Origin of the sequence: Lysinibacillus sp. G4S2 (assembly GCF_030348505.1) — a bacterium.
GTDB lineage: Bacteria > Bacillota > Bacilli > Bacillales_A > Planococcaceae > Lysinibacillus.
The window spans coordinates 2,340,475-2,366,374 of the sequence record NZ_JAUCFJ010000002.1; the positions used below are offsets into that span (position 1 = coordinate 2,340,475).

The following is a 25,900-nucleotide window of genomic DNA, read 5'->3' on the forward strand; positions in this document are numbered from 1 at the left end:
TCAATATCGAAATTAGATCGTATTCAAGTAGTGATGAGGTTAATGCCAAAAGATCGCTCCCCAATCATCAAGCCAAACAAGCAAAAGGGTTAATCCAGTTGCTTGTTAGTTTTGTTATGCTTGATTGCTAAATATAATGAGAAACTTATCGCAACGAACATTATTACAGAAAATACAACCGAGAACGTGGCTTTATAGTAGATGGATGTAATCAGCATGACGAGCGAACTAATGATGATGGCTACACGTAGTAATATATCTGTTTTTGCACTTGGATTAAAAAAATCTTGAAGAATAGCAAATAAATAAGCTATTCCGAAAAATACAAGATACTCATAAACAAACACAGGCTTCACGAAATTTGGGATTCCAAAATAAATTAATTCAAATATAAAAATGAGTAGCACTACATATTTTCCGTATTTGCTTATGAAGTTTGACAAAGTATCACCCCTCGTATTTATTCTAAAAAAATTAGAAATTTTTGCTATAAGCATTTAGTTTCAATTTAAAGAGATATTTCTGAAAGGACGATAATAGATAAAATCGTTAATAGACACATCTGAAGAAATTTATCTCAGGTGCTGCACTTTTAATAGTGGAAATAATTTGTAAGAAAAAATAATATAGAAAGAGACATCTAATAAAATTTCAGGGGGTTATGAAATGGTTGTAAAAGAAGATATTTTAAATAGAAAGGGAGCTAGAAAGGCTAGTGATATCCCAAATGATGTTTTAATGTTGTTGAATCAAGGGGAAATAGAGAGTGTTAATTTAATGGAATGGCAAGCTGTTAACCATATTTCTTTAGTCAAAAATGTTCTACCAACAATAGGGCTAGAAGAAAAATTAGAATTTGTACTAACTGAGATAGAGAAGCAAAAAGTCGAAACGGGAATGAAGGCTATACGTTTAATAGGGAGTTTATTAGATACAGTCATGATAGATGAAAGTGCTACTAAAAAAGAGGATGTAATCAAAGTTTGCTCCCAACATGTATCTGATAGTGTCCGATGTTGGGCAGCATTTATGAATAAAAACAACGATTATTCTTTAGAGGAGAAATTGTTGTATATCCGACCTTTCGCAGCAGATCATCATTTTGGTGTCCGAGAAATTGCTTGGATGTCAATTAGGGAAGACCTTTCAGCAAATATTGAGAATAGCGTAGACCTGTTAGCAGAGTGGGCGAAAAGTGAAGATGAAAACATTCGTAGGTTCAGTTTAGAATCAATCCGTCCTCGCGGAGTATGGACAAAGCATATTGAAAGATTAAAGGAAGAACCGCAAATCGTACTTCCTATTCTACATTTACTAAAATCAGATTCGTCAAAGTATGTTCAAGATTCTGTCGGTAACTGGTTAAATGATGCTAGCAAAACTCAACCAGAGTGGGTTAAAAACCTTTGTGATGAATGGCAAAAAGAATCTCCAACTAAGGCAACGGAGAGAATCATTAAAAAGGCTCAAAGAACGATAGTAAAAGGGAAATAACGTTTTGGTTTGTGTGTCATTTATAATAAAAAACATCCTTTTGGAAAATGGACATGTTGTAATGGACATTTTTTACAGAAGGGTGTTTTTTTATTTTCTTAAGCTTTAACTTCCAAAAGGATTGTCTACATAAGGAACCTTCACTGGAATGCGCATTAGTTGAGTAGCCATAAATTTAGGTGGATATGGCATATCGTTTTCTAACCACCAAACAAGCATCTCAAGAAAAGCTGTGGCAAAAATTCTGATAGCCATTTCAAGTGGAACTGTCCGCTTTTTATCATCTGATTGCGTGCAATTAATCCCGTTTGAAACAATATCGATGAGGATCTCTTTCATGCTTGAAGGGAAATAGGGAATATTTTTTTCTAGAAATTTGTTTGAATAAATTCATGAATGTATCCGTGAGGCTCATCTTCATCATTAAAAATATCAAATTCTATCTTGTTAAGAAAACGTGTAGGATGAGAACGGATATCCGCGCGCAGCAGAGATATCCGCGAAAAGAAACAAATACCAACGCAAAAAGGTGAATTAACTTGAAGTGTGAGCGACTTTCATCAATTGCGAATAGCACAAACATCACAATTTTTTCTGCATATGATAATGAGGAAGCGTTTTTATTAAATAATATAGAAGAAAAGTACTTCTATTTCATCCAAAATGGAAACAATATATAAGGGAAAGATGGCTGCAAAAAAATTGTCAAAATGACATGGTTAAGTTGGGTCGATTTGGCATGTTATATCGTTTTAATCAATCACTAAAATCCTGTATTTTAGATGATTTAAGCTAGTTCAGACTAAGATTTGTACGATTATGTGAATTCCACAAAAAAAAATTGCAAAAACCTTAACTATTTCATACGAAATCCGTATAATAAATCAAACAGTGCGGAAATTGTCCATATTCTATCGGTAAATTGCGTGAATTTTTTAAATTGTATTGACGTAGAGAGCGATAATTTGTACACTGTGTACATTCAATTGTTTTGTGGAGAAATACAATTAATTTAAAAAGTTAGGATTTGATAGATATGATCGTATGTAAATTTGGTGGAACATCTGTAGCAAGTGCAGAACAAATTCAAAAAGTAGCAAACATTGTAAAATCTAATCCGGCACGTAAAATCGTAGCCGTTTCAGCGCCAGGGAAACGCTCCGGTGATGATATAAAGGTAACTGATTTATTAATAAATTTAGCAATGGCAGTATTAAAAAATGAAGATGTGGAAGAGAAAGTGCAAACAGTTGTGAATCGTTTTAAGGCGATTGCAGATGGTTTGCAGTTAGATCATACAATTTGTGGCGTGATAGCTGAAGATTTGCGTGAACGTGTGCAAGGCGATAAATCGAATGAGGAATTATTTATCGATAGCATGAAAGCAGCAGGGGAAGATAATAACGCGAAGCTTATCGCAGCGTATTTCAATTCTATCGGTATGCCGGCTCGTTACGTAAGTCCAAAAGATGGTTTAGTGGTCAATGATTTACCTGAACGCACGTATGCATTACCAGAGGCTTATGCTAATTTAGCACCTCTAAAAAATACAAAAGAAATTATTGTGTTCCCAGGTTTCTTCGGTTACACTAAAGCGGGCATATTGCGAACGTTTGACCGCGGTGGCTCTGATATTACAGGCTCTATTTTAGCAGCAGCTGTTGAAGCAGAGCTTTATGAAAACTTTACGGATGTGGATTGTGTGTTTTCTGCGAATCCGAAAGTCGTGAATGATCCAGTGGAAATTAAAGAAATTACGTATCGCGAAATGCGCGAATTATCCTATGCAGGCTTTTCAGTGTTCCATGATGAAGCGTTAATGCCTGTCTACAAGATTGGGGTGCCCGTTAACATAAAAAATACAAATAATCCATCAGCCCCAGGTACTCGTATCGTACCAAGACGCTCTGCTACAGGTCGTCCAGTTACAGGTATCTCGGCAGACAGTGGCTTTTCAACTTTATATGTGTCAAAGTATTTGATGAATCGTGAAGTAGGCTTTGGACGTAAGCTTCTACAAATTTTAGAAGATGAAAATATTTCGTATGAACATACGCCGTCTGGTTTAGACGATATTTCTGTTATTATGCGCTCAAATCAAATTACACCAGAAAATGAAGCGCGTATTCTTTATCGTGTGAAACATGAATTGTATGCTGATGACGTGCAAATGCGTCATGGTTTCTCTATGATTGTGATCGTAGGGGAAGGTATGCGCAATAACACAGGTCTTGCGGCACGTGCTGCAACTGCTATTTCAAAAACAGGTGCAAATATAGAGATGATTAATCAAGGTTCATCTGAAGTTAGTTTAGTATTCGGTGTGCTACAAGAATTCGAAAATCAAATTTTACAGGCGCTTTATGAAGAATTTTTTGCGCATGTGAGAGTTTAAGTAAATAAACACTAATCCTTGAACGGGATTAGTGTTTTCTTTTTCACGGGAATACGGTAAAATCGAGGGCGTACATAGATTGGAGGTTTTACTTTTGAAAAAATTATCGATTGGTATGTTTCTATCAATGATTGGCATACTATTTGTTTGTTTAACGATCATGGATATTTTACCTGCCTCGACTAAAACAATGAAGTTTGTCTATATCGGGATTGGCTGGGTATTTATCATTGCGGGATCCATTGTTCGTTTTAAACACTTAAAACAAAAGCAATAACGGAATATCTCGAAATTGAACTGTTTTAAAACGCGAATTTATGATACAATTTCAAAAAAATAAATAATTTGAGTATTATGAAGTTGCGATGCTGTGCGAAAATTCAAAAGTTTTAAATTGGGGAAAGATGATTAAGTTAAAAATCAACAGTACAAATTCTTCTTTGTAAGAATTTGTTTTTTTATGTGCGCCCGGCATGCGTATGAACTATAGGGTGCAAGTCCCGAACCCCGAAGACAGAAGTAGAGGTTAGCCAAGAGCAAGGGTGTCCGTGGCGACGCGGAATCTGAAGGAAGCTGGAGGCAAAACACCGGTCCGAGGAACACGAATCTCATATAAGGCTAGGTATGATTGGATGAGTGTGCATAACAACACAAAGTCCTTTCTGTCGAAGGTCATATCGAGTAAATGAGGCGGATAGATGGTGTGAAAGTGCATGCGCTTACCCGGGGAGGTCTGATGGAAACGCAAAGTACACTTTGTAACCTACTTAGCGATAGGTAGCTGAACCATCAGAAGTCAGCAGAGGTCATAGTACCATTCACTTCTAGAATGAATGGGAAGGACCGAACAATTCGGAGAGAATAGCCCTTGGCATGCAGTTTTCTATGGTAAACACAGAAAATCCAGAAGGACCGACTTAATGGAGGTAATGGTGAATCCCATGAGGGACATTGAGCGGGTGCAGTAGAAACTGTTATAAGAAGACAAGCTATTCACGGAGGAGTCGAACGAGATGTTAATGAGTCAAATATTATCACGGGAGAATCTGCTTCTCGCACTCAAACGGGTGGAACGAAACAAAGGGAGTCATGGAGTAGACAAAATGCCCGTAAAATTCCTACGACAGCATGTAGTCGAAAACTGGCTAACGATTAAGAAGCAAATTCTTGAGGGAACCTACCAACCACAACCAGTTCGCAGAATCGAAATCCCGAAACCTGACGGCGGTGTGCGACTATTAGGAATCCCAACCGTGACAGACCGACTCATTCAACAGGCGATTGCCCAAGTGCTATCCAACCTATATGACCCGAACTTCTCGAATCATAGTTACGGATTTCGACCAAAACGAAGTGCTCACGATGCAATCCGAGAAGCCAAAGGTCATATAAAAGAAGGATACCGCTGGGTAGTAGATATGGACTTAGAGAAATTCTTCGACAAAGTAAACCATGACCGTCTAATGAGTACATTAGCGAAGAAAATTTCTGATAAACCTCTACTCAAGCTGATTCGTAGATACTTACAATCGGGTGTCATGATAAATGGTGTCGTTTATGATACAGATGAAGGAACACCCCAAGGGGGCCCACTGAGTCCACTTCTCTCAAATATTGTGCTGGATGAATTAGACAAAGAATTAGAGAAACGTGGTCATAAATTTGTCCGTTACGCCGATGACTGCAATATTTATGTGAAAACAAAACGAGCAGGAGAACGAGTGATGGCAAGTATCAAAACCTTTATTGAGAAGACGCTACGATTGAAAATAAATGAGAAGAAATCCGCAGTGGCTCGTCCTTGGCAACGTAAATTCCTAGGATTTAGCTTTACCTCCCGCAAAGAACCACAAGTTCGAATTGCGAAAGAGAGCATAAAGCGAATGAAGAACAAAATTCGGGAATTAACAGCTAGAAAGAAGCCACTTCCAATGGAGTACCGAATTCAACAATTGAATCAATACTTAATTGGGTGGTGTGGCTACTTTGCATTAGCGGATACGAAATCAATATTTGAATCACTGGATGGATGGATTAGAAGAAGACTTCGTATGTGTTTATGGAAGAATTGGAAAAAGCCTCGTACGAAAGTGCGCAACCTAATTCGCTTAGGAGTTCCAGACTGGAAGGCTTACGAATGGGGCAATACTCGCAAGAGTTACTGGCGTATCTCGAAAAGTCCAATATTACACAGAACCCTTGGTAACTCTTATTGGAGTAACCAAGGGCTCAAAAGTCTGCAAGCTCGTTATGAAATCTTGCGTTATTCACCTTAATTGAACCGCCGTATACGGATCCGTACGTACGGTGGTTGGAGAGGTCGGGAGTTAATCACTCCCTCCTACTCGATTTTCTGAATAGGAGGCGAGATCATGTCAGTACTTCGCAAGGGCGATATTCATATTTCTGACCATTATGTTGCCGTCCGAACAGATTCACCGATGAAGGTCGTATCTTCAGCCGTACATAATCCGGGCTTTGGCTATTATACACATCTGATGAATCGTTCGGTGCCCTATACGTATGATGAACGAAAACCGCAGTTAGAATTACAACTATTTTTACAGTCAGAGGGCTTTCCCGTTGATAAGACAGTTGCGATGATGACGGCTGTCTATGCCAGGTATGCAACAATCCGTGAGTTTACATATGAAGGCATTCATCTTGTCATTATGATTACAGCTGGACTTGGCAATGCCGTAGATATAACGCGTGCTTTTCATCGCAAGGAGCAATATCATGCAGGTACCATCAATACGTGGGTTCTGATAAATGGGAGATTGTCGGATGAAGCTTTATTTCAAGCGATGATCTCTACGACAGAGGCAAAGGTTAAGGCACTCTTTGATGAGGGCATTACAGATCCAACAACAGGCACACAAGCTACAGGTACTTCAACGGATAGTTTGTTGATTGCTTCGACGGAGGAAGGCGACTACCATCAATATGCAGGGCCGATTACGATGCTTGGGAAAGTTATTGGCCATGGTGTTTACGAAACGATGCGAGAAGCTGTGCAAAAATATAAAAAAGATAAAGAGGAGAATCCTTTATGATGGCACTGATGATTGCCTGTATCATCGGGCTTACTTTTGATTTAGTAGTGGGTGATCCTCCTAAAATGCCTCATCCGGTTCGCTGGATTGGAAAGCTCATTCAATCTCAAACTGAATTGTGGAATAAAGGAAGAATGAGAAAACTCCGCGGCATGATTATGGCGCTCGCTGTAGTTGGTACAACGATGTTTGTGGTGACAGCCATTATGTTACTAAGTTATCAGGTTAGCCCATTATTTGGCATAGTGATGGAGGGACTACTAATTGGTATAGGACTAGCACAGCGAAGCTTGAAGGAGGCCGCGATGGCTGTTTATGAACCGCTAGTCAAAGGGGATTTTGCTGAGGCTCGTGTGAAGCTTTCTTGGATTGTTGGGCGTGATACGGAGAAGCTTGACGAAGATGAGATTGTTCGTGGTGTTGTAGAAACGGTCTCAGAAAATACGAGTGACGGTGTAACAGCTCCATTATTTTATGCCTTTTTATTTGGCGCAATAGGGTTATGGGGTTATAAGGCTGTCAATACGTTAGACTCTATGGTTGGCTATAAAAACGAAAAATATAAAGATTTTGGTATGTTTTCTGCAAAGCTAGATGATGTATTGAATTTTATTCCAAGCCGGTTAACAGGCTTACTGATGGTACTAGGGACTAAAAATGAAACAAATAGATCACTTGGTAACCGTTTAAAACGTTGGGCACAGGATGCGAAAAAGCACCCAAGCCCGAATAGTGGTTACTTAGAGGCAGCCACAGCTGTGCAACTTGGGGTACAGCTAGGTGGGAAAAATACATATCAGGGTGTCGTTTCTTATCGTGCAATAATGGGCGAAAAATTAGTTCCATTAACAAAAGAGCATATTGCAACGTCTGTTATTCAAATGCGTATTGCTACTTTGCTCTTTACTCTTGTTATGTTAACAGTGGAGGTGTTAATTTTTGCTATTACCTAATCACGGAGCAAATCCGCAAAATGTCTATCATCAACTAGGGCTTAACATGCCCGAAGAGGTGTATGATTTTAGTGAAAATGTCAATTCGGCTGGACCACCTCAATTCGTTGAGGCGCGTTGGCGGACATTTTTTCCGCTTATTCAACGCTATCCAGATCCGGATGGCGAGCCGTTTTTATCAAAGGTGACCGCTTTTCATCATGTAGAGAAAGATTCAATACTACTAGGCAATGGTGCATCAGAGCTTTTTAGTGTTTTAGCTAGACGTTATGCAAATAAACGTGTAATTATCGTACATCCCTCTTTTTCAGAATATGAACGAACATTACGAGCAGTAGGCGCTGAAATTGTACCGATTATTGTAGAGGATATCGTCCACTACACGTTGCCGATGGAGCGTTTACAAAGAGAGATGGCGAACGCAGATGCTTTATATATTTGCACACCGAATAATCCGACGGGGGTGCTTCCAAAGAAAGAGGAGCTCCTACAATTAATGACGCACGGTGCAAAAGTCAATTGCGAGCTTGTCATTGATGAGGCTTTTATTGACTGGGTCGATGAAGCCTATTCATTGATTCAATATGTGGTCGAAAATCCTCATATGATTGTCGTTCGTTCGATGACAAAAATGTATGCAATTCCAGGGTTACGCCTTGGCTATTTAGTGGCAAGTCCTATCGTTGTTGCTGAGTTAAAGTCTATTTTACCGCATTGGAATTTGAATGCCTTTGCACTCGTTATAGGGGCAGGCTGTTTAGATGAACAAAATTATTGTCAACAGGCGATTGCCTATGCAACAACTCAGCGGGAATTGCTACAAAGCTATTTACAAGAAAATGGGTGCCAGGTGACGAATAGTGTCACGAATTATGTATGTTTTGCGTTGCCTAAAAATCAGCAAGCAGATACATTTTTTACATATTGTTTATCAAAGGGCGTCGTGCTGCGCCATACAAAAAACTTTATGGGCTTACATGGTGAATGGTTCCGTATCGGGATTAAAGATATTGCGGCCATGACGTATTTAAAAAACTGTTTACAGGCATGGTTTAATGCGAATTAGGAGTGAGAAAGGTGACAACTTTTTATTTAGTGAGACACGGTGAAACGATGTGGAATAAAGAGCATCGACTACAAGGATGGTTAGATTCGCCATTATCTGAAAATGGTGTTTTACATGCAGAAAAACTGCACGAGCATTTAGGTGAATTTTCATTTGCAGCAGCATTTAGCAGTACGAGTGGTCGTGCCAAGGAAACGCTGGATATTCTTGTAGGTGATCGACAGATTCCGATTTACTATGCGGATGAATTACGCGAGATTTTTTTAGGAGATTGGCAAGGTAAAACGGTCGAGGACATCGTTAGGACACATCGCTTAGACTATGAATTATATACCGATTATCCTGCGCAATTCACAGCAACTCATACCGAAAGCTTCGGTGCGGTAACTGAACGAGCAATGTTTACGTTAAAAAAAATTGCAGAAAAATTCCCTGAGGACAATGTGTTAATTGTTTCCCATGCTGTAACTATTAAATGCACGGTTAACGCTATTTTAGGCAGAAGTATTAATCAGCTTTGGGCAGAGCCATTCATTCATGGTACAAGTGTAACGATTATTGAACGATCAGAGAATCAATGGCTCGTTAAAGATATCGGTAACATTCAACATTTAAAATAGGAGGCGTAACTATTGCCACTGATTTTCATTACAGGGGGAGTACGCAGTGGTAAATCCCACTTTGCTGAAAAAGCGGCTGTTACTCACTATCAAACAAAGTTCATGCAAGCACAAAGACTTATTTATATTGCTTCTGGTGTAGCGATGGACCGTGAGATGGAGAAGCGAATATTGCGTCATCAGGCAGATAGACAAGCTCAAAATATTGAATGGCTTACGATAGAAGCACCTTATGAAATCGCTGATCCATTGATAAGCCTGACCGATGGCGATGTCGTGTTATGGGACTGTGTCACGACATGGCTGACAAATGCTTTTTATGAAGGTTTTGACACGGGCACGCCATGTGTAGATCAACCAGGCTGTTTAGAGGAGAAGCTGCGTGTCTTAAAAAAAGCAGTAAAGACGTTACTTGAGAAGAGGGTGACGTTTTTTGTCGTCTCGAATGAATTGTTTGATGAGCCTCCATATACAAGCGAGGAAGTTGAATTATACCGACAAATGCTCGGGAATTTACATCAATGGTTCGTTTCTATAGCAGATGAGGCGTATGAAATAAATTATAGTATCGTAAAGAAATGGAAATAATGCAACGCACATTGAAAATAGAAAGAAGGAAGGCAAGACGATGAAAAATTTCTGGCATAGCCTACAACTTGCATTTCAATTTTTTACAGTTTTGCCGGTACATAAGGAAATTCCTTTAACCAAAGCAACCATTACAGGGATGTTCGCCTTTTTGCCGTGGATAGGGGCTCTTATGGGCACCGTAGTGGCAGCGGTGATATATGGTTTAACAGAATGGACGATGAGCAGTGAAGTTTTGCTTTCTTTTTTGGTTGTCGGACTATTCGCTTTATTTACTGGTGGTTTACATTTAGACGGATTTATTGATATGGGGGATGCTTATTTTTCGTATCGGGACCGGGAGAAGCGGCTTGAAATTTTAGATGATCCACGTGTCGGTGCATTTGGTGTGCTTTCGGTGCTATTTTTAGTGCTTAGTAAATTCGTCGTATTGCATGAACTATTCGTGCAGCATAAGTTAGCTCTTTGGATGCTGATTTTTATTCCTTTATTAACGCGTGTGGGCATGAGTTTTTATTTTATGTCGCTAAAGTGTTCAAAAGAAAAAGGGCTTGCTTATTTTTTTAAAACACATATTAAACCGAGTTTGCTTATATGCTTTATGCTTATCACACTAGTTGTGGCGTATACTAGCTTACTGTTTGTCATAGGCTTCTCCATTGTTCCGTTCGTGTTGATTGCTGTATTAGCGATTGCCTTTTTAGTCTTTCGACAATTTACAGTGCGCAACTTTGGTGGTATTTCAGGGGATTTACTCGGTGCTTCAATTGAAGGAATGGAGGTTGTGCTGTGGGTGACGTTGTTATTGTGCGCTTAATGAGACATGCACCAACAAAGGAAAATCTGGAAAAGCGTTATATCGGCTGGACAGATTCATCATTAGCAGATGTATCTTCGCTGACTATTGTAGATAAAGATGTCACAAAGGTGTATGGTAGCGATTTACGGCGCTGTAGAGAAACAGCTGCCCATTATTTTCCGAACGCAACTTACATGGCAGATAAGAGATTCCGAGAGTCGAACTTCGGTGAATTTGAAGGGCAAACATATGAGGAGTTAAAATCTGATCATCGTTATTGTGCATGGTTAGATGACCCGGTACAATCACCGCCTCCAAAAGGGGAAGGCTTTGATGCCTTTTGTGCGCGTGTTATGGAAGGGTTTACAGCGTTATCCAAAGATGAAGATGTTTATCATCTCGTCGTTCATGGTGGAGTCATTCGAGCACTGCTTGTTGCATTTGCACCAACTGAGCAACCATTTTGGACGTATCATACGCCGCATGATAAAATGTTCACTTTAACGTTTTCAAGAAAGGCTTGGGAGGAGGGAGCAAGATGCATGTCTTTATCGGAGGAGCTTATAGTGGAAAAACCGACTATGTCATGAATTTGCTTGCAGATCAAAAAGTTGAGCTAGTAGATGGCTATGTACCTGATGACATTCCTGCCAGTGATATACTTGTTATTAAAAACTTAGAAAAGTGGCTCGTGACACAAGATCTGGAGGATGATGAGGCCCTTGTCAAAACCATTTTGACAAGACTAAAGACTCTTGACGAAAATTGTGCACTGTATATAATTGTGACCGATATGGGACGTGGGGTTGTGCCGATGGAAAAACAGGCACGATTATTACGCGATACATGTGGGCGCTTGTACCAGGCGTTATTTGCTGAAGCGGAACATGTCGTACGCATTTGGTACGGTATCGGGGAACAAATTAAATGATCTAAGAATTTGTAAGGCTCTTTAGTGTGGATGTTTTTTCTAAGGTGTAAGTGACGGAAAGAACCATCAAATTCGTGGATAGAAAGGCCAAATTCGTGGATAGAGCGGTCAAAGTCGTGGATAGAAAGGCCAAATTCGTGGATAGGGCGGTCAAATTCGTGGATAGAAAGGCCAAATTCGTGGATAGAGCGGTCAAAGTCGTAGATAGAAAGGCCAAAATCGTGGATAGAGCGGTCAAAGTCGTGGATAGAAAGGCCAAAGTCGTGGATAGAGCGGTCAAATTCGTGGATAGGGCGGTCAAATTCGTGGATAGAACCGTCAAAATTGTGGATAGAACCATCAAAATTGTGTGTAGAACCGTCAAAGTGACGGATAGAAGACAGAGCGACGGATGGAAGAGCATGTATTTACGTTGATTGGAGTTAAGCTGGTGGCTCATCGGACGCCCCAGGGAAGCTTTGCTCTGTGCGAAAGCGAAGCGTCAGTAAAAAAGCGCCTAACCGGAACTGAAATCACCCCACGCTATGATAATAAAATAACGAAAAGAGGAAATGGAATGGATCGACAAAGGTTAATGAAATTGACACTCGTTGCGATGGTAGCGGCAATATGTGCAGTTGGTGCAGTGATTAAAATTCCAGCATTTATTGCAACTGCTGCGCTGGACTCTGCTCCCGCATTTTTGAGTGTTGTATTTTTATCTCCAGTATTGGCTGGGGTTGCAGGGGTAATTGGGCATTTTATTACAGCCTTAACTTCTGGCTTCCCACTAGGACCACTCCATATTATTATCGCAGTAGAAATGTTTATCGTTGTATGGATCTTCGGGATTATGCATAATAAAGGAATGCATTTCTGGAAATGGCCTGTGGCACTTATTTTAAATGGCGTTGTGGCACCATTACCGTTTTACTTTATCATTAGTCCGGCATTTTATTGGGCATCTCTTACGAGTCTTCCGCTGGCAACATTAATTAATTTAATCATCGTTGCAGTTGCAATGCCAATTTTATCTAAAGTATTTGTGCGTAAGGCAGGGCGATTACATTGAGAAATGCCATAAAAATAGGGGAGCTCATTGCTACGACAGATAATGCCGCAGCAATTGGTGAAAAACCACAAGATGTTGTGTCAGCCTCAGATCAACTAACGGCATACTTGACAGCACGTGTTACTTTTTTAGAGCAGCTTGCCGCAAATGCTTTACCAACACATGTCCTACTCGCTAATTTTTCAGGGGATGCGGCATGGTCTCGGTATGTAGCAGGCATTCAGCAAGTTTTTGATGAAGCTGGTCTTATTTGTCCGCAAATAGACGGTAGCACTGAGTCCAATATGCCAACTGTACAATCAGGTTTGTCTATAACGATGCTTGGAGAACAGCAGAAACGTACACTAACTAAGCATGAACAACTTATTTGGTATACATATGGACTGCCACTTGTAGGCAATGAAGTCCTTGCGCAGCCTGAGGATGTCGCACAGCTACAGCCTGTTTTTCAGGCATGGAAAGAGGACATCGTGCAGCAAGTTTGGCCAGTAGGATCAAAAGGTCTGCAAGCAGAATTTACCCGCCTTTTTGGCAATCAACAGGTCAAAAGTTCGCTAGATGTTGAGAAAACGGCTGGCCCATGTGCAGTCATTTTACTAGGAGTACATCCAGAAAAAGAGCAACTGGCACAAAATATTTTTCCTAGAAATTTTGAAAAACTACGTAAAACTGCATTGTAATAGGGCTTGCTTCGAGAAAAAGTAGCACTTAAAAAAATTCAAGGGGCAAAACGCCTATTGCAACAACAAACACAATATGTTAGATTTGTTTAGGAGTTAAAACACAATATATAGTATTTTGGACAAGAGGTACCAATATGGTTTAAAAGGGAATTCGGAAAAAGAGCATCTTAAGCCGAAGCTGTCCCCGCAACTGTAAGTGCTGACAAATGATGATGATGCCACTGTTAAAAATGGGAAGGCGATCATTTGGAGGAAGCATGAGCCAGGAGACCTGCCAATTTGTTCGAGACAACAACACATTCTTCGGGGATTGAGAAGTGGAGGCGAGAGATTTGTTCACTTCTTTGTGTGCATGTCCTTCATTTCCATTTCCGATTTTACAGCGATCACGCAACCGATAGAGGGTGCATGATCGCTTTTTGTGTTGTTGTAGAAAGAAAGGGAGAGTATGTGTATATGACAATTCAAATCGAACAGCAAATTGCTAAGTTAAAGAATAGTTACACGGAGGATGAACTTGAAAGTTTTGTAAGGTTATCGGATCGATGGCTACGAAAAAATGACAATGCCACATTTGAGGCATGGGCAGATGCGATGATTTTACAAACGCTTAGCCTAATTGATGAAGAGGAGCCATATTGGACATTTGTTGCAGCGCAAATTTATTTAGAAAAATTATATGACCAATTTGCAATGCGTCGCGGCGTTTCAGTGAAAGATGTTTATCAGGTATTCCCAGCACAATTAGCACGCTATACAGAGGCTGGTTTGTATCATGAAAGTTTAACAACAAAATATAGTGAGCAAGAGCTTCAGGAACTTGCTTCTTATTTAGAACAAAGTCGAGATGAGTTGTTTACATATATTGGCTTAAAAACATTGATGGACCGCTATGTTGTCCGTGATTATACGAAAACACCAGTGGAGCTACCTCAGGAACGTTGGATGGTCATTGCGATGACATTGATGCAGGATGAAACAGAAAATCGTTTACAAAAGGTGCGAGAGTCTTACTGGGCAATGAGCAATTTATATATGACAGTAGCCACTCCGACATTATCGAATGCAGGGAAAACACATGGACAGTTATCTAGCTGCTTTATCGATACAGTAGATGATAGTTTACAAAGCATTTACGACACAAATACAGATGTTGCAACCTTATCGAAATACGGTGGTGGCATTGGCGTTTATATGGGCAAAATTCGTAGCCGAGGCTCATCTATTAAAGGTTTTAAAGGGGCATCAAGTGGCGTATTACCTTGGATTAAACAGCTTAATAATACGGCAGTTTCAGTCGATCAGCTTGGTCAACGCCAAGGAGCTATTGCTGTTTATTTAGATGTTTGGCATAAGGACGTCTTTACGTTTTTAGATTTACGTTTAAACAATGGGGATGAGCGTTTACGTGCCCATGATATTTTCACAGGGCTATGCTTACCGGATTTATTTATGGAGACAGTTGAAGAGCGCGGGGAATGGCATTTATTTGACCCACATGAAGTACGAGAGGTTATGGGCTACTCACTAGAGGATTTCTATGATGAGAAAAAAGGTGACGGTTCCTTCCGTACAAAATATGCAGAATGTATCGCCAATCCTTTATTAAGCCGTGAAGTCGTACCAGCGATCGATATTATGAAGCGTATTATGCGCTCACAGCTTGAAACAGGCGTGCCGTTTATGTTCTATCGTGATGAAGTAAACCGCATGAATCCGAATAAACATGAAGGAATGGTTTACTCAAGTAATTTGTGTTAATAGTAGCACCTTCAATCAGAAATGGTTGTCGAAAACTCCGTTAAACGGGGAAAGTCACAATGTGATAACCTACCGTGCTAAATCTTTTGATTAAATTAGTTAATCAAAAGTAAAAGCCTAACGACTATCGAAAGCATAACTCATTGAAAAACATGAGTGAAGAAGCGAGTAGAGTACCCCTCAAGCGAGGCCCGTTATAGGGATAATTCATAAAGGGAAAAGCGGAGCATCCTTCAGGTAGAGCTGAGGATGATGATATAGTCTCCTCTGTATAGTGATATACAGCAGTTCATAAGAGAACGGATTAGGTCTAGCGAACCTAGTTGAAGAAAAGGACAGAAATTTTCCAAAACATGTCACCAACTGAATTTGAGTCTATTACTTTAGAAGATGATGTCATCGTTACACGTCGCAAGCCTGGAGACTTCGTAGTATGCAATTTATCATCCATTAATTTAGGTAGAGCTGTACCGGCTGGTGTTTTAGAGCGCTTGATTCCAATTCAAGTACGTATGTTAGATAATGTTATTGCTCTAAATACAATTCCAGTAAAACAGGCAGAGCGTACAAACTTGCGTTACCGTGGTATTGGACTTGGAACATTTGGCTGGCATCATTTATTAGCTTTAAAAGAAATTCAATGGGAGTCTGAGGATGCTGTAGAATTCGCGGACAAGCTATATGAGGAAATTGCGTATTTAACGATTCGTGCTTCCAACGATTTGGCAAGTGAAAAAGGAGCCTACCCATTATTTGAGGGCTCAGATTGGCATACTGGTGCTTATTTTGACAAACGTGGCTATGACAGTGATAAATGGAATGCATTACGTGCGGCAGTTGCTGAAAAAGGTATGCGCAACGGCTATGTGATGGCAGTTGCACCTAACTCATCGACATCCATTTTAGCAGGCAGTACGGCAACGATTGATCCTATTTTCCAAAAGAGTTATTCAGAGGAGAAGAAGGATTACAAAATACCAGTAACTGTACCAGATTTATCACCAGTGACGACTTGGTATTATAAATCTGCTTATTTCATCGATCAAAATTGGACAATCAAGCAAAATGCTGCACGAGCACGTCATATCGATCAGGGTATTTCGCTTAATTTATATGTTCAAAATACGATTAAGGCGAAGGATTTACTGGCACTGCATATGAATGCTTGGGCGAGCGGTGTAAAAACGACGTATTATGTGCGCTCGACATCTGTAGAATTGCTAGAATGTGAGTCTTGCGCTAGCTAGGGGGAAGTAAATAATGACAACAATTACTAAACGACAAATTATGGATAAAGAAGCACCGAACCGTTCAACAGGCATTGTGAACGGACGCTCTTCTAACATTTTAAACTGGGATGATGTGCGTTTTAGCTGGGCTTATCCAAAGTATAAAAAAATGCTAGGTAACTTCTGGACTCCATTTGAAATTAATATGAGCAATGATGTGAAGCAGTTTCCTGAGCTATCAGCAGTTGAGCAGGAATCCTTCTTAAAGATTATCGGTTTACTGGCGCTATTAGACAGTGTGCAAACTGATTTTGCGGGGAAAGTAGCAGATTATTTAACAGATTCAAGCTTAAATGCACTAATGATCATTTTAGCGCAGCAAGAGGTTATTCATAATCACTCGTATTCCTATGTGCTATCAAGTATTGTGAACAAAGATGAACAAGATCGTACGTTTGACTTTTGGCGTACGGAGCCAGTGTTAGAGCGACGTAATGATTTTATTATTAAGGGCTACCGTGCATTTTCAGAGGAGTCAACTGTTGACAATATGCTAGAGGCGATTATTTATGATGTGATTTTAGAAGGCTTATTCTTCTATTCTGGCTTTGCCTTCTTCTATCATCTAGCACGCAATCAAAAAATGGTGGCAACGTCAACGATGATTAATTATATTAACCGCGATGAACAGCTACATGTTGATTTATTTGTGAAAATTTATCAAGAGTTATTAGAGGAATATCCTGAATACGATACGCCAGAACGAGCAGCACGTGTGCAGGAAATCTTCCGTGAGGCTGTACAACTAGAAGTCGATTGGGCCAATGAAGTGATTGGCGATAAAATTGATGGCCTTGATGTGGAAGATGTCCATGATTATGTGCACTTCTATGCCAATGTTCGTTGTAATCAACTTGGCGTCGAGCGTCCATTTGAAGGCTATCGCAAAAATCCATTGAAGTGGGTTAAAGCTTACGAAGATGTTGATTTAGGGAAAACAGATTTCTTCGAGCAACGTTCTCGTCAATATGTGAAGGTTAATGTAGAAGATAACGGGTTTGATGATTTGTAATGCTCAATGAGGCTAGGGGAAAAGTGTATTTTTAAAGCAAAATTATAAAATTTCACATTAGAAAAGCGCGAGAAATCAAAGTTTATTAAATTGATTTTTCGCGCTTTTTAAATCGCTGATAAAGTTATAACAATCGCTGATAAACCATGAGTAATCGCTGATAAAGTTATAACAATCGCTGATAAACCATGAGTAATCGCTGATAAAGTTATAACAATCGCTGATAAACCATGAGTAATCGCTGATAAAGTTATAACAATCGCCGATAAACCAAGGGTAATCGCTGATAAACCTCCAACGACCGCTGATAAAGGTAATATAACAAGAAAAAGAAATAAGTTAAAATTATCGTACCAAACTATTTCTCACTAAAAATCGATCATTAAATGTGATCGGTACACCTTTCCCGTCCTTTTCGGCGTGAATGTGTAAATGTGGTTCGCTTGTATTTCCGGAGTTTCCTACTTTCCCAAGTATTTGGCCCGTCGTTACTTTGTCTCCTTTTGCCACCACTATGCTGCCTTTTTGCATATGAGCTAATAAAACGGTAGCATCATAGTTCTCGCAGGATAAGGCGACATGATTTCCCTCAGGATTTTCTGGATCAGCTTTAGGAGGAGGGAGATCAGGTAAATCATTTTGGATGTTGACTACTTTTCCGTTACAAGGACTATACAAATCATCTACGAATATTTGATACTTACCCAATTCTTCTGGATAAAGTCCACTTGCGCGGGTTCCAAGCGTATTTAATTTTAAAATGTCTAACGCGTATTTTTGACCTGGATGGTCTTGATGATAGTTCATTAACACCTGATTGCCACCCTGTCCGACATAATAGGTGCCATTCTTAAGTGGAAAAGATAACTCAATTCCTTTTTCAGCTACTGTATAGCTTTTTAAGACCAAAGCATTATACGTACCAAAAACCAAAATAAGGACAATATAAATACCAATTGAAAACTTTTGATTTAGTGTATATTTTATTGTAAACGGTAAATTCCTTACCCTTTTCCAAGAAAAAATGACAGTGACAATCAAGAGAACTAACCAAAGAAAGCGAACATAATATCCGACCCAACTCCAGTTTCCTGCTTGAAATAACCAAATAATTAGTGCTGCAGTTACCAATGAGTCCAACAACCATTCCAGTTTACTTTTAAAAGGAGCTTTCCATAGTGAAATAATAAAGCTCGCAGGTAATACGATTAGCAAACCAATGGAATAAAAGATTGGAAACACTATTTCTCATCCCCTTTTTGTTGCTTTATTGGAAGCTATAACATTATTGGTAATGTTTACTTCATTCTGATTTTCATTCTAACATAGTGATCACAGTTAAAGAACCTTTTCCCCAGAGTTCCAGAAGATGTGAAGAAGATAACAGGTTTGATGATTTGTAATAACTTTAGAGAAAAAAAGCCATGTAGCATAATTAGTGCTGACATGGCTTTTCTCAAGTTTATTCAAAAAAGTCTGATTGGAAAAATGGTGTAATGCCAGCTTCTCTTAAAAAGTATTTGTATTCGGTAGGGACCTCTAATAGTGATTTATTAGGAAGTAATACTTCATCCCTTAATCGTTGAACGAGTTGAGCATCTAATTCTGGAAACCATTTTTCGTAAGGTACTTTTCTTTCTTCTTCTATAGAAATTAAAAAATCAATAATATATTCAAACATCACAGGGAAGTCTTGTTTTATTTGATGATGATGAGCAACGATGGCTTCGATGTAATTGTTCAATTCATGAAACGGTTCATTAGGATCATATCCACCTAAATATTTTCGGTCGTGCTGTGGAATAAAGGTAGAACTACTGCGCGCATGCCAATTACCGAGCATCACTGTAAAAGCGGCAAGGGCACATCTTCGTGTTTCTAAATCTCGAACATTAAAATAATTAAAATATTCATCATACTCACAACCTCCACCAGTATGGAAACCTCCAAGACCAAAATTTTTAAGCCCCTCTGTTACTTTTTCTACGATAGATGTTGGAGTAGGCTGTAACGGCTGATTTATATCAAGCGCAATAATTTCATCGCTACTAGAATCTAATCGATGACCTAGATAAGTAATTGTTCGATAGTATTTTAATATATCTTGATTAGTTGTCGTATAAGCGATGTTGTCAATTAAGAAACCCATTGCTTCAGCGTGTTCTCCTACGTTATATAATGCCATGGCGTAAAATATTTTCATTTGTTCTTTTTTAGGGAATTTACGGAATGCTTCTTGGAAAAGTTTTTTCGCCTCTAAAAAAAGTTCGTGTGTTCGATAAATGCATCCTAATTTGACGTATGCGTCCTCCAGTTCTTCATCTGTTAAACCTAGTTCAATCGCCTGCTCATAAAATGGCATTGCCTTTGTTTCTTCAGCTAAAATATCAAAGCTTCGTGCACATTCATAATGGAGGGAAGGATTGAGTTGGTCGTTTGATAATAATGTCAAAAACATTTGTTTCGATTCTTGTAGTTTTCCTTGTCTTCGTAGCTGTAATGCTATATCTTTAGTGTTTTCCATGATTCTGCCTCTTCTCTGCTTGATATAATTATTATTCTGGAAAAAAAGGATAAAACCTCCTTTTGATTTAAGTATAAATTATCAACCGGGCTCTAAAAAATAGTAGGAGACACAAAAAAATAATTGCCATTTGATAGTTTTCTTCAAAAATATTTAGAAGAAATGTGATATACAAAGAGCGGAGAGGAGAAAATTCCAGCTGATCAAAAAGGAAAGCTACTCGATATTGCCCAGGAAATTTTAGAAAATTCGGATATCTGGAGAAGGCTACATCTATACATAAACAGAGGTTGATATTCAAAAAGGCCAACAGCATTTGATGCAGGGACGCACAAGCTTTGTCATTGCTCACCGCTTAAAAACAATCGAAAATGCCGACTAAATTCTTGTTATTCAATAGGGGAAATTGTTGAGCAGGGGGAATCACTATGCAAAAACAAGGAATTTATAGTAATCTACAGCAAAAAGTTTTGAACTCTTCATCCTTTACATAATAACAAAAAGAAAAACTCCATTTGGAAAAAGTCAAATGGAGTTTCTTTTATAACGAGCTATGATGCCCTCTAGGACCCGATAGCACAAGTGTATAACTTAACAATTTTAGCTTTATTTCAAGAATACTGTCCAATTTTAAGATCGTTCTTTCCTCATCTAGTGATTTAAAGCAAATTGAATAATCCTTCTGGAACTAAGCTTAATTTATTTTTGGAAAAATCGCTAATTGGCTTCCAAAGCAATTTGAAGGTTGCACCATTATCTTCATGTCCAAAAAAAGAAGGTTTTTCATAAAAAGACTTTTCAACAAATTCAGCATCATAAACAAAAACTACTTCGTGTCCAAGGTCACCATTATATGTAAATATGTTTTCAAGTGTACCTAAATAGTTTAAGTTATTTATATTTGCCCCGATTTCTTCAAGTACTTCTCTCTTTATTGCTTTAGAACTTGTCTCCCCGTATTCAATTCCTCCGCCAATTGGTCGATAGTAATGATCTCTCTTTACTTCATCAAAACCTTCTGCGACAAGTATTGAATCGCCTTTCCTAAATATACAAATAGCAATTGCTCGAATTTGCCCTTTTCTCATCCTCTACCTCCATTCTCTTCTTCAAAACCCTGCTCCGCTAGATTCATATGTTGTTCTGTGAATCTGTTTTACTTTATTATAACAATTAAATAAATGGTATATAACTTAACCTGTGCCGTTAGTGAAATAAGAAATTATATTAGCATAAAAGGTAATTGGATTTCTTATCGAACTTTGTTTTAAAGCCACGTTTGTATTAGCAATTGTGGTAAACTTCTGTAAATGTTATGATGCACTAATATTTAGAAGGTGAGGTATAAACATGTACGAATTAAAAACGAAAGAGACGGATGAGAGTGTTATTGAATTTATTGAAAACGTCGATCATCCTAAGAAACGTGAAGATGCTTACCAACTATTGGATATTTTTACTGAAGTAACAGGATATGAAGCTAAAATGTGGGGGCCTAGTATTATCGGATTTGGTAGCTATCATTACAAATATGAATCTGGACATGAAGGCGATGCACCTCTAGTTGGATTTTCTCCTCGAAAGGCTAAAATCAGTTTATATTTTGCCCCAGGTGACAGTGAGCGAGAACAATTATTAAAAGAGTTTGGCAAACATACAACGGGAAAAGCTTGTGTTTATATAAATAAGCTAGCGGATATTGATGTGGAAGTATTAAAGTCGCTCATTAAACAATCTGTAGCCTTTTTACAAAAAACCTATCCCCAACTATAATTCTTTTTGGGTCAAAGGCTGTCTAAGTGGTGTGAAAACTTTAGGCAGCTTTTTGATTTTCTTGAAAAAATTAATTAGAAATTTATTTTTAACGTGTATCCTTTCAAGTATCAACTGAGAGGAGAGTTATATGAAGAAAATATTTAAGAAAATAGGAATCTACTTTTTTGCGTTTATGTTATTTGGGCTTAGTGTGATATTTATCTATCATCAATACGAGCTAAGTAAGGAATCTGACGTTTTGGAAAATAAAGGAACAATTGTTGAGGTAGATCATAATAAAATGAATGTTTATACTGAGGGCGATGGCGAGGACACTTATGTATTTATGGCAGGCTCAGGAATTGCGGCACCTATTTATGAAATGAAAGGACTTTACAGTAAGTTTTCGCAAGAGCATAAGATTGCTGTTGCTGAAAGAGCTGGATATGGATATAGTGATGTTTCTAACGACGAACGCAATATTGATACAATTTTAGCTCAGACAAGAGAAGCGCTCCTGCAAAGTGGCAATAAGCCTCCTTATATTCTAGTACCACATTCTATCTCGGGGGTTGAAGCTATTTATTGGGCACAAAAATACCCTGAAGAAATTAAAGGGATTATTGCACTTGATATCAGTTTGCCAAGTCAATATATAGAGCATAAAATAGGAGTGGTCGAAAAAGCGACTGTTGGAGGAATAAATCTGTTGACCGAAATGGGTTTACACCGACTAGCCCCTTCGAAAGTGTATAATCAAGAAGTCATCAAGCAAACTTTTTTAACGGAAGAAGAAAAAGAAATATATAAAGCACTGTCCTTTAAACAATTTTTGAATGATGATATGAAAAATGAGCTACTACATGTATACGATAATAGTGTGAAATCAGAGGAGCTTCCAAAACCAAAAGATACACCTATTTTATTGATTGATGCCATTGCTGAACAAAATAAAGATTCCAAATATACGAAGTACCATCGCCAGAAATATGCTGAATTTGCCGAGCGAATACATATATCGGATGTGAAGGAATTAAGTGGTACTCATAGCATTTATTTATATAAACCCAATGAGATTTATCAACTGGCGATGGAATTTATGAACAAAGTTGATAACAAAGAAAGGCCGATGGAATGAAAGGATTTACGATATTAATAGTAGAAGACGATCTAATGATTGGCGATTTGATGCAAAAAATACTACAGCGTGAAGGTTACGATGTTGTGTGGAAAACAGATGGACAAGAAATTATGAGCATTATTCATCAAATCGATTTAGTGATTATGGACATTATGCTCCCAGGGGAAGATGGCTATCAGCTGACAAAGAATATTAAAAGCTTAGGTTTAAATATCCCCATTATTTTTCTATCAGCTCGCAATGATATCGACAGCAAGCTTCAAGGGTTAACGGTTGGGGAAGATTATATGACAAAGCCATTTGATCCGAGAGAGCTACTTTTACGAATGCAGAAAATGCTCGAGCAGCAATATGGGACATTTACGCAAATACAGCATTTATTGATTGATATAGAGCTTCGTAAAGTTTTTAAACATACTATTCATGATGAAATTGCATTGACAGCGATTGAACGCAAAATCTTCTTCTATTTATTTGACAACAGGGACAGAGTTTTAACAAAGGATCACTTTTTTGACTATTTATGGCCACTTGAGGATCGAAATCATAATATTATCAATGTCCACATCAAAAAGATTAGAACAAAAATGGATGATCCTTCAGGCAACATCCTTCAAAATATTTACGGAGAAGGGTATCGATTAAATACCTACATAAAAAAATGACGTTAAAAACAAAATATCGATTGTTATTATTTTCAGCGATTGTCAGTGTTCCAATCGTGTTGTTGGGAATAAGTGTGTCAATGTCCATTATTTATGAGTTTGCCTTTAAAACTCGTAATAAAGGCACGCCATTCCATGAATCTTTTGCCTACCCAACTATGCTAATTGTGTTTTTTCTATCATTATGTTTGCTAGCGTTTTTATTTTCGAAATCAATCAATTCATTACTTTCTAAAATAAATATGTTAAACAAAGCCATTCGTGACTTAGCAAGTAATGAAAAAACACCAAATACATTAAAGGTTGACAATGAGGATGAAATTGGACAGCTCATTCAGTCAGTTAATATGCTAATTGAGCGAACTACCTATCGGGAATTAGAGCTTAAGCAACAACAGGAGCTGCAAAAAGAGCTTCTACAAAAGCTAAGACACGACATTAATACACCGCTCACAGCGATCCGTTTACAATTATTTTATCTAGAAGATCACTATAAGGAACAACCGAAATTAGTAGAGTCCTTAAACGAGCAAATTCAATATATTGCTAGCTTAACGAATGAATTTAATTTGCAGTCCTTAGATACAATTGAAAATTCGTATGTTGTGAATGAAGAAATCCAACTCGCTGTATTGTTAGAAACGATGATAAAAAAGTGGAGCTATTTATATAGAATACATGACATCGAACTAATTTTTCATGCCGACGATAGTCATTTAATATGGACGAGCAATGAGCTATGGCTACAACGTTTATTCGATAATGTGTTTCAAAACACAATGAAACATTCAAAAGCTACAAAACTTGAGGTAACGATTAAAGAGGGCAAGGTTTATATGACTGATAATGGTATTGGTTTTGATCAGACTCATGTAGGCGAAGGTCTAGGCTTAAAAATTATTGACGATATAACAAGAATATTGAATATCACCTATACGTTACAATCAACTGGTGAAGGGACTTTTTATTTTTTTTCTTACGCTGAATATCGATAAATATTGAAAAGTGGGTGATAAATTCTAAAATTGTTCCGATAAATCTGTAAATCATTCCGATAAATTTAAAAATTAGGGCGATAAATCTAAAAATAGTTCCGATAAATTGAGATAGACCCTATTGAACGAACTAACTTCGTTCAATAGGGTCTTCAAGCAATGATTCAATGACATGTTTTAATTGAAAGATGGAAGATTGTTTACTGTCGCTCTTTTTGTAAATAAAGACAGTTTCTATTATGTTGTGGAGCTGCTGTAAATTGTAGTAGTGAATGTTCGTATAGTTATATAAATTGATTAGTTTTGTATTTAATACAGCAATCGAATTGTCTATTTGGAGGAAATCAAGAATGCTACTCACCGATTTTATTTCTTTCGTCGTAAATGGAACTTGATGCTTTTTTAGCCATTCTGACATCGCGCGTGAATACATACATCCTTTACTTAGTACAAGTAGTGTAACGGGTGAACGTTCCTCAAAATTAATGATATGTGTATTATTCGATATGACTTCAAATGTTTCGGATGCAATCATGTCATAATTTAAGTCAGGATAATGTTTAATAGGGTTACTTGTTAATGCACAATCCATTTCGGCATTGTGTACTTTTTCATTTAAGGAAGTACTAGATTCTACTGTGAAATCGACATCTAAAGGTATATTATTTGTTTGTAACGTATGCATAATGGATGCGCCATAAATTTTGATTGTTGTATGTGATGTGCCAAAGCTAATTTTAGTGATCATTTGTTCGGCCCCGATTGCTTGTAAAAATTCATCGTATTCCTCTGTCATAAGCTTTAAAAAGTTTAAATATTGTGTGCCTACATCCGTAATTTTTAATCCTTGCGGTGTCCGTTTAAAAACTTCCTGACCAATTTCAGACTCCATTTTTTTCACTTTAGACGTTAAGGCAGATTGGGTATAATTAGTCATTTCTGCGGATTTACTAAGATTTTGCCTCTCCAAAATCTCGATTTTCAATGCTATTTCTTCTATATTCATGTTGTATTTCACACACCTATTAAATTTTTTGATAGCCGCTATCATTTTCCTCCATTTTACGCATTCCTTGGGCAAGCGTAAACTCTAGATATATAAAGTTATACTGCACAAATGAA

General features: G+C 38.1%; 26 protein-coding genes, 3 pseudogenes and 1 riboswitch. Of the genes and pseudogenes, 22 read left to right on the forward strand and 7 right to left on the reverse strand.

What is annotated here, in order from left to right; translation table 11 throughout:
- Positions 1-89: 89 nt before the first annotated feature.
- A complete protein-coding gene (locus QUF91_RS11965; RefSeq protein ID WP_289417912.1) occupies positions 90-443 on the reverse strand; it encodes a hypothetical protein in 354 nt (117 codons plus the stop codon).
- Between the two features lie 223 nt (positions 444-666).
- Between QUF91_RS11965 and QUF91_RS11970 the strand changes: the two genes are divergently transcribed.
- Positions 667-1,494: a DNA alkylation repair protein gene (locus tag QUF91_RS11970; protein ID WP_289417913.1), complete on the forward strand. Its 828-nt coding sequence runs from the start codon at positions 667-669 to the stop codon at positions 1,492-1,494.
- Positions 1,495-1,599: 105 nt separating this feature from the next.
- Here the strand turns inward: QUF91_RS11970 and QUF91_RS11975 are convergent, their stop codons facing one another.
- Positions 1,600-1,833 carry a TetR-like C-terminal domain-containing protein gene (locus QUF91_RS11975; protein ID WP_289417914.1) on the reverse strand — a complete coding sequence of 78 codons (234 nt, stop codon included), beginning with the start codon at positions 1,831-1,833 and terminating at the stop codon, positions 1,600-1,602.
- A gap of 697 nt (positions 1,834-2,530) precedes the next feature.
- On the opposite strand from QUF91_RS11975, the gene QUF91_RS11980 reads away from it, so the two are divergent.
- The 11 genes from QUF91_RS11980 (at position 2,531) to QUF91_RS12030 (ending at position 11,902) form a co-directional block, all read left to right on the forward strand.
- On the forward strand, positions 2,531-3,889 hold the full coding sequence (locus QUF91_RS11980) for an aspartate kinase (RefSeq protein ID WP_289417915.1): 1,359 nt from the start codon (positions 2,531-2,533) through the stop codon (positions 3,887-3,889).
- A gap of 94 nt (positions 3,890-3,983) precedes the next feature.
- Positions 3,984-4,166: a hypothetical protein gene (locus QUF91_RS11985; RefSeq protein WP_285399053.1), complete on the forward strand. Its 183-nt coding sequence runs from the start codon at positions 3,984-3,986 to the stop codon at positions 4,164-4,166.
- 736 nt (positions 4,167-4,902) lie between these two features.
- Entirely contained in the window at positions 4,903-6,165 is a 1,263-nt protein-coding gene (ltrA, locus tag QUF91_RS11990) for a group II intron reverse transcriptase/maturase (protein ID WP_289417007.1), read from the forward strand.
- A 96-nt stretch (positions 6,166-6,261) separates the two neighbouring features.
- Complete coding sequence (locus tag QUF91_RS11995; RefSeq protein ID WP_289417916.1) at positions 6,262-6,945, forward strand: adenosylcobinamide amidohydrolase; 684 nt, start codon at positions 6,262-6,264, stop codon at positions 6,943-6,945.
- Positions 6,942-7,898, forward strand: a complete 957-nt coding sequence (gene cbiB / locus QUF91_RS12000; protein WP_289417917.1) for an adenosylcobinamide-phosphate synthase CbiB — start codon at positions 6,942-6,944, stop codon at positions 7,896-7,898. The genes QUF91_RS11995 and cbiB overlap by 4 nt, the downstream gene beginning before the upstream one ends.
- On the forward strand, positions 7,885-8,964 hold the full coding sequence (locus QUF91_RS12005; protein WP_289417918.1) for a pyridoxal phosphate-dependent aminotransferase: 1,080 nt from the start codon (positions 7,885-7,887) through the stop codon (positions 8,962-8,964). The genes cbiB and QUF91_RS12005 overlap by 14 nt, the downstream gene beginning before the upstream one ends.
- A gap of 11 nt (positions 8,965-8,975) precedes the next feature.
- Positions 8,976-9,584, forward strand: coding sequence for a histidine phosphatase family protein (locus tag QUF91_RS12010; protein WP_289417919.1), 609 nt, complete (start codon positions 8,976-8,978; stop codon positions 9,582-9,584).
- 12 nt (positions 9,585-9,596) lie between these two features.
- Positions 9,597-10,172, forward strand: coding sequence for a bifunctional adenosylcobinamide kinase/adenosylcobinamide-phosphate guanylyltransferase (locus QUF91_RS12015; protein WP_289417920.1), 576 nt, complete (start codon positions 9,597-9,599; stop codon positions 10,170-10,172).
- Positions 10,173-10,212: 40 nt separating this feature from the next.
- Entirely contained in the window at positions 10,213-10,989 is a 777-nt protein-coding gene (cobS, locus tag QUF91_RS12020) for an adenosylcobinamide-GDP ribazoletransferase (protein ID WP_289417921.1), read from the forward strand.
- The gene (locus QUF91_RS12025; RefSeq protein ID WP_289417922.1) at positions 10,962-11,561 is read left to right on the forward strand and encodes a histidine phosphatase family protein; all 600 of its coding nucleotides are present in this window, start codon (positions 10,962-10,964) and stop codon (positions 11,559-11,561) included. The genes cobS and QUF91_RS12025 overlap by 28 nt, the downstream gene beginning before the upstream one ends.
- The gene (locus QUF91_RS12030) at positions 11,510-11,902 is read left to right on the forward strand and encodes a bifunctional adenosylcobinamide kinase/adenosylcobinamide-phosphate guanylyltransferase (protein WP_285399062.1); all 393 of its coding nucleotides are present in this window, start codon (positions 11,510-11,512) and stop codon (positions 11,900-11,902) included. Before QUF91_RS12025 ends, QUF91_RS12030 begins: the two co-directional genes overlap by 52 nt.
- Position 11,903: 1 nt before the next feature.
- On the opposite strand, the gene QUF91_RS12035 is transcribed toward QUF91_RS12030, so the two are convergent.
- Positions 11,904-12,341, reverse strand: a complete 438-nt coding sequence (locus tag QUF91_RS12035) for a hypothetical protein (RefSeq protein WP_289417923.1) — start codon at positions 12,339-12,341, stop codon at positions 11,904-11,906.
- Here QUF91_RS12035 and QUF91_RS12040 point away from each other — a divergent pair.
- The 5 genes and pseudogenes from QUF91_RS12040 to QUF91_RS12060 all read left to right on the forward strand — a co-directional run bounded on the left by QUF91_RS12040 (position 12,333) and on the right by QUF91_RS12060 (position 17,698).
- Complete coding sequence (locus QUF91_RS12040; protein WP_289417924.1) at positions 12,333-12,953, forward strand: ECF transporter S component; 621 nt, start codon at positions 12,333-12,335, stop codon at positions 12,951-12,953. The two genes, QUF91_RS12035 and QUF91_RS12040, sit on opposite strands and share 9 nt — an antisense overlap.
- Positions 12,950-13,633 carry a hypothetical protein gene (locus QUF91_RS12045; RefSeq protein WP_285399066.1) on the forward strand — a complete coding sequence of 228 codons (684 nt, stop codon included), beginning with the start codon at positions 12,950-12,952 and terminating at the stop codon, positions 13,631-13,633. Before QUF91_RS12040 ends, QUF91_RS12045 begins: the two co-directional genes overlap by 4 nt.
- A gap of 110 nt (positions 13,634-13,743) precedes the next feature.
- A riboswitch (cobalamin riboswitch) is annotated at positions 13,744-13,930 on the forward strand.
- Positions 13,931-14,092: 162 nt separating this feature from the next.
- Positions 14,093-15,394: pseudogene (locus tag QUF91_RS12050) on the forward strand (ribonucleotide reductase N-terminal alpha domain-containing protein); the annotation flags it as partial.
- 338 nt (positions 15,395-15,732) lie between these two features.
- Positions 15,733-16,644: pseudogene (locus QUF91_RS12055) on the forward strand (ribonucleoside-diphosphate reductase subunit alpha); the annotation flags it as partial.
- Positions 16,645-16,657: 13 nt separating this feature from the next.
- On the forward strand, positions 16,658-17,698 hold the full coding sequence (locus QUF91_RS12060; protein ID WP_285399067.1) for a ribonucleotide-diphosphate reductase subunit beta: 1,041 nt from the start codon (positions 16,658-16,660) through the stop codon (positions 17,696-17,698).
- 345 nt (positions 17,699-18,043) lie between these two features.
- Here the strand turns inward: QUF91_RS12060 and QUF91_RS12065 are convergent, their stop codons facing one another.
- Complete coding sequence (locus QUF91_RS12065; RefSeq protein ID WP_289417925.1) at positions 18,044-18,940, reverse strand: M23 family metallopeptidase; 897 nt, start codon at positions 18,938-18,940, stop codon at positions 18,044-18,046.
- 220 nt (positions 18,941-19,160) lie between these two features.
- The gene (locus QUF91_RS12070) at positions 19,161-20,222 is read right to left on the reverse strand and encodes a tetratricopeptide repeat protein (RefSeq protein WP_289417926.1); all 1,062 of its coding nucleotides are present in this window, start codon (positions 20,220-20,222) and stop codon (positions 19,161-19,163) included.
- Positions 20,223-20,505: 283 nt separating this feature from the next.
- Between QUF91_RS12070 and QUF91_RS28305 the strand changes: the two are divergent.
- A pseudogene (locus tag QUF91_RS28305) lies at positions 20,506-20,716 on the forward strand (multidrug ABC transporter ATP-binding protein); the annotation flags it as partial.
- Between the two features lie 165 nt (positions 20,717-20,881).
- On the opposite strand, the gene QUF91_RS12075 reads toward QUF91_RS28305, so the two are convergent.
- Complete coding sequence (locus QUF91_RS12075) at positions 20,882-21,310, reverse strand: NUDIX hydrolase (RefSeq protein WP_289417927.1); 429 nt, start codon at positions 21,308-21,310, stop codon at positions 20,882-20,884.
- A 262-nt stretch (positions 21,311-21,572) separates the two neighbouring features.
- Between QUF91_RS12075 and QUF91_RS12080 the strand changes: the two genes are divergently transcribed.
- From QUF91_RS12080 to QUF91_RS12095, 4 genes are all read left to right on the forward strand, one after another.
- Positions 21,573-21,995 (forward strand): DUF1801 domain-containing protein, encoded by a 423-nt coding sequence (locus tag QUF91_RS12080; RefSeq protein WP_289417928.1) that lies wholly within the window; start codon positions 21,573-21,575, stop codon positions 21,993-21,995.
- Between the two features lie 130 nt (positions 21,996-22,125).
- Positions 22,126-23,115, forward strand: a complete 990-nt coding sequence (locus tag QUF91_RS12085) for an alpha/beta fold hydrolase (protein ID WP_289417929.1) — start codon at positions 22,126-22,128, stop codon at positions 23,113-23,115.
- Positions 23,112-23,783 (forward strand): response regulator transcription factor, encoded by a 672-nt coding sequence (locus QUF91_RS12090; protein WP_285398843.1) that lies wholly within the window; start codon positions 23,112-23,114, stop codon positions 23,781-23,783. Before QUF91_RS12085 ends, QUF91_RS12090 begins: the two co-directional genes overlap by 4 nt.
- Positions 23,780-24,778: a sensor histidine kinase gene (locus tag QUF91_RS12095; RefSeq protein ID WP_289417930.1), complete on the forward strand. Its 999-nt coding sequence runs from the start codon at positions 23,780-23,782 to the stop codon at positions 24,776-24,778. Before QUF91_RS12090 ends, QUF91_RS12095 begins: the two co-directional genes overlap by 4 nt.
- 130 nt (positions 24,779-24,908) lie before the next feature.
- Here QUF91_RS12095 and QUF91_RS12100 read toward each other — a convergent pair whose 3' ends face one another.
- Positions 24,909-25,784 (reverse strand): LysR family transcriptional regulator, encoded by an 876-nt coding sequence (locus QUF91_RS12100; protein ID WP_285398841.1) that lies wholly within the window; start codon positions 25,782-25,784, stop codon positions 24,909-24,911.
- Positions 25,785-25,900: the final 116 nt, after the last annotated feature.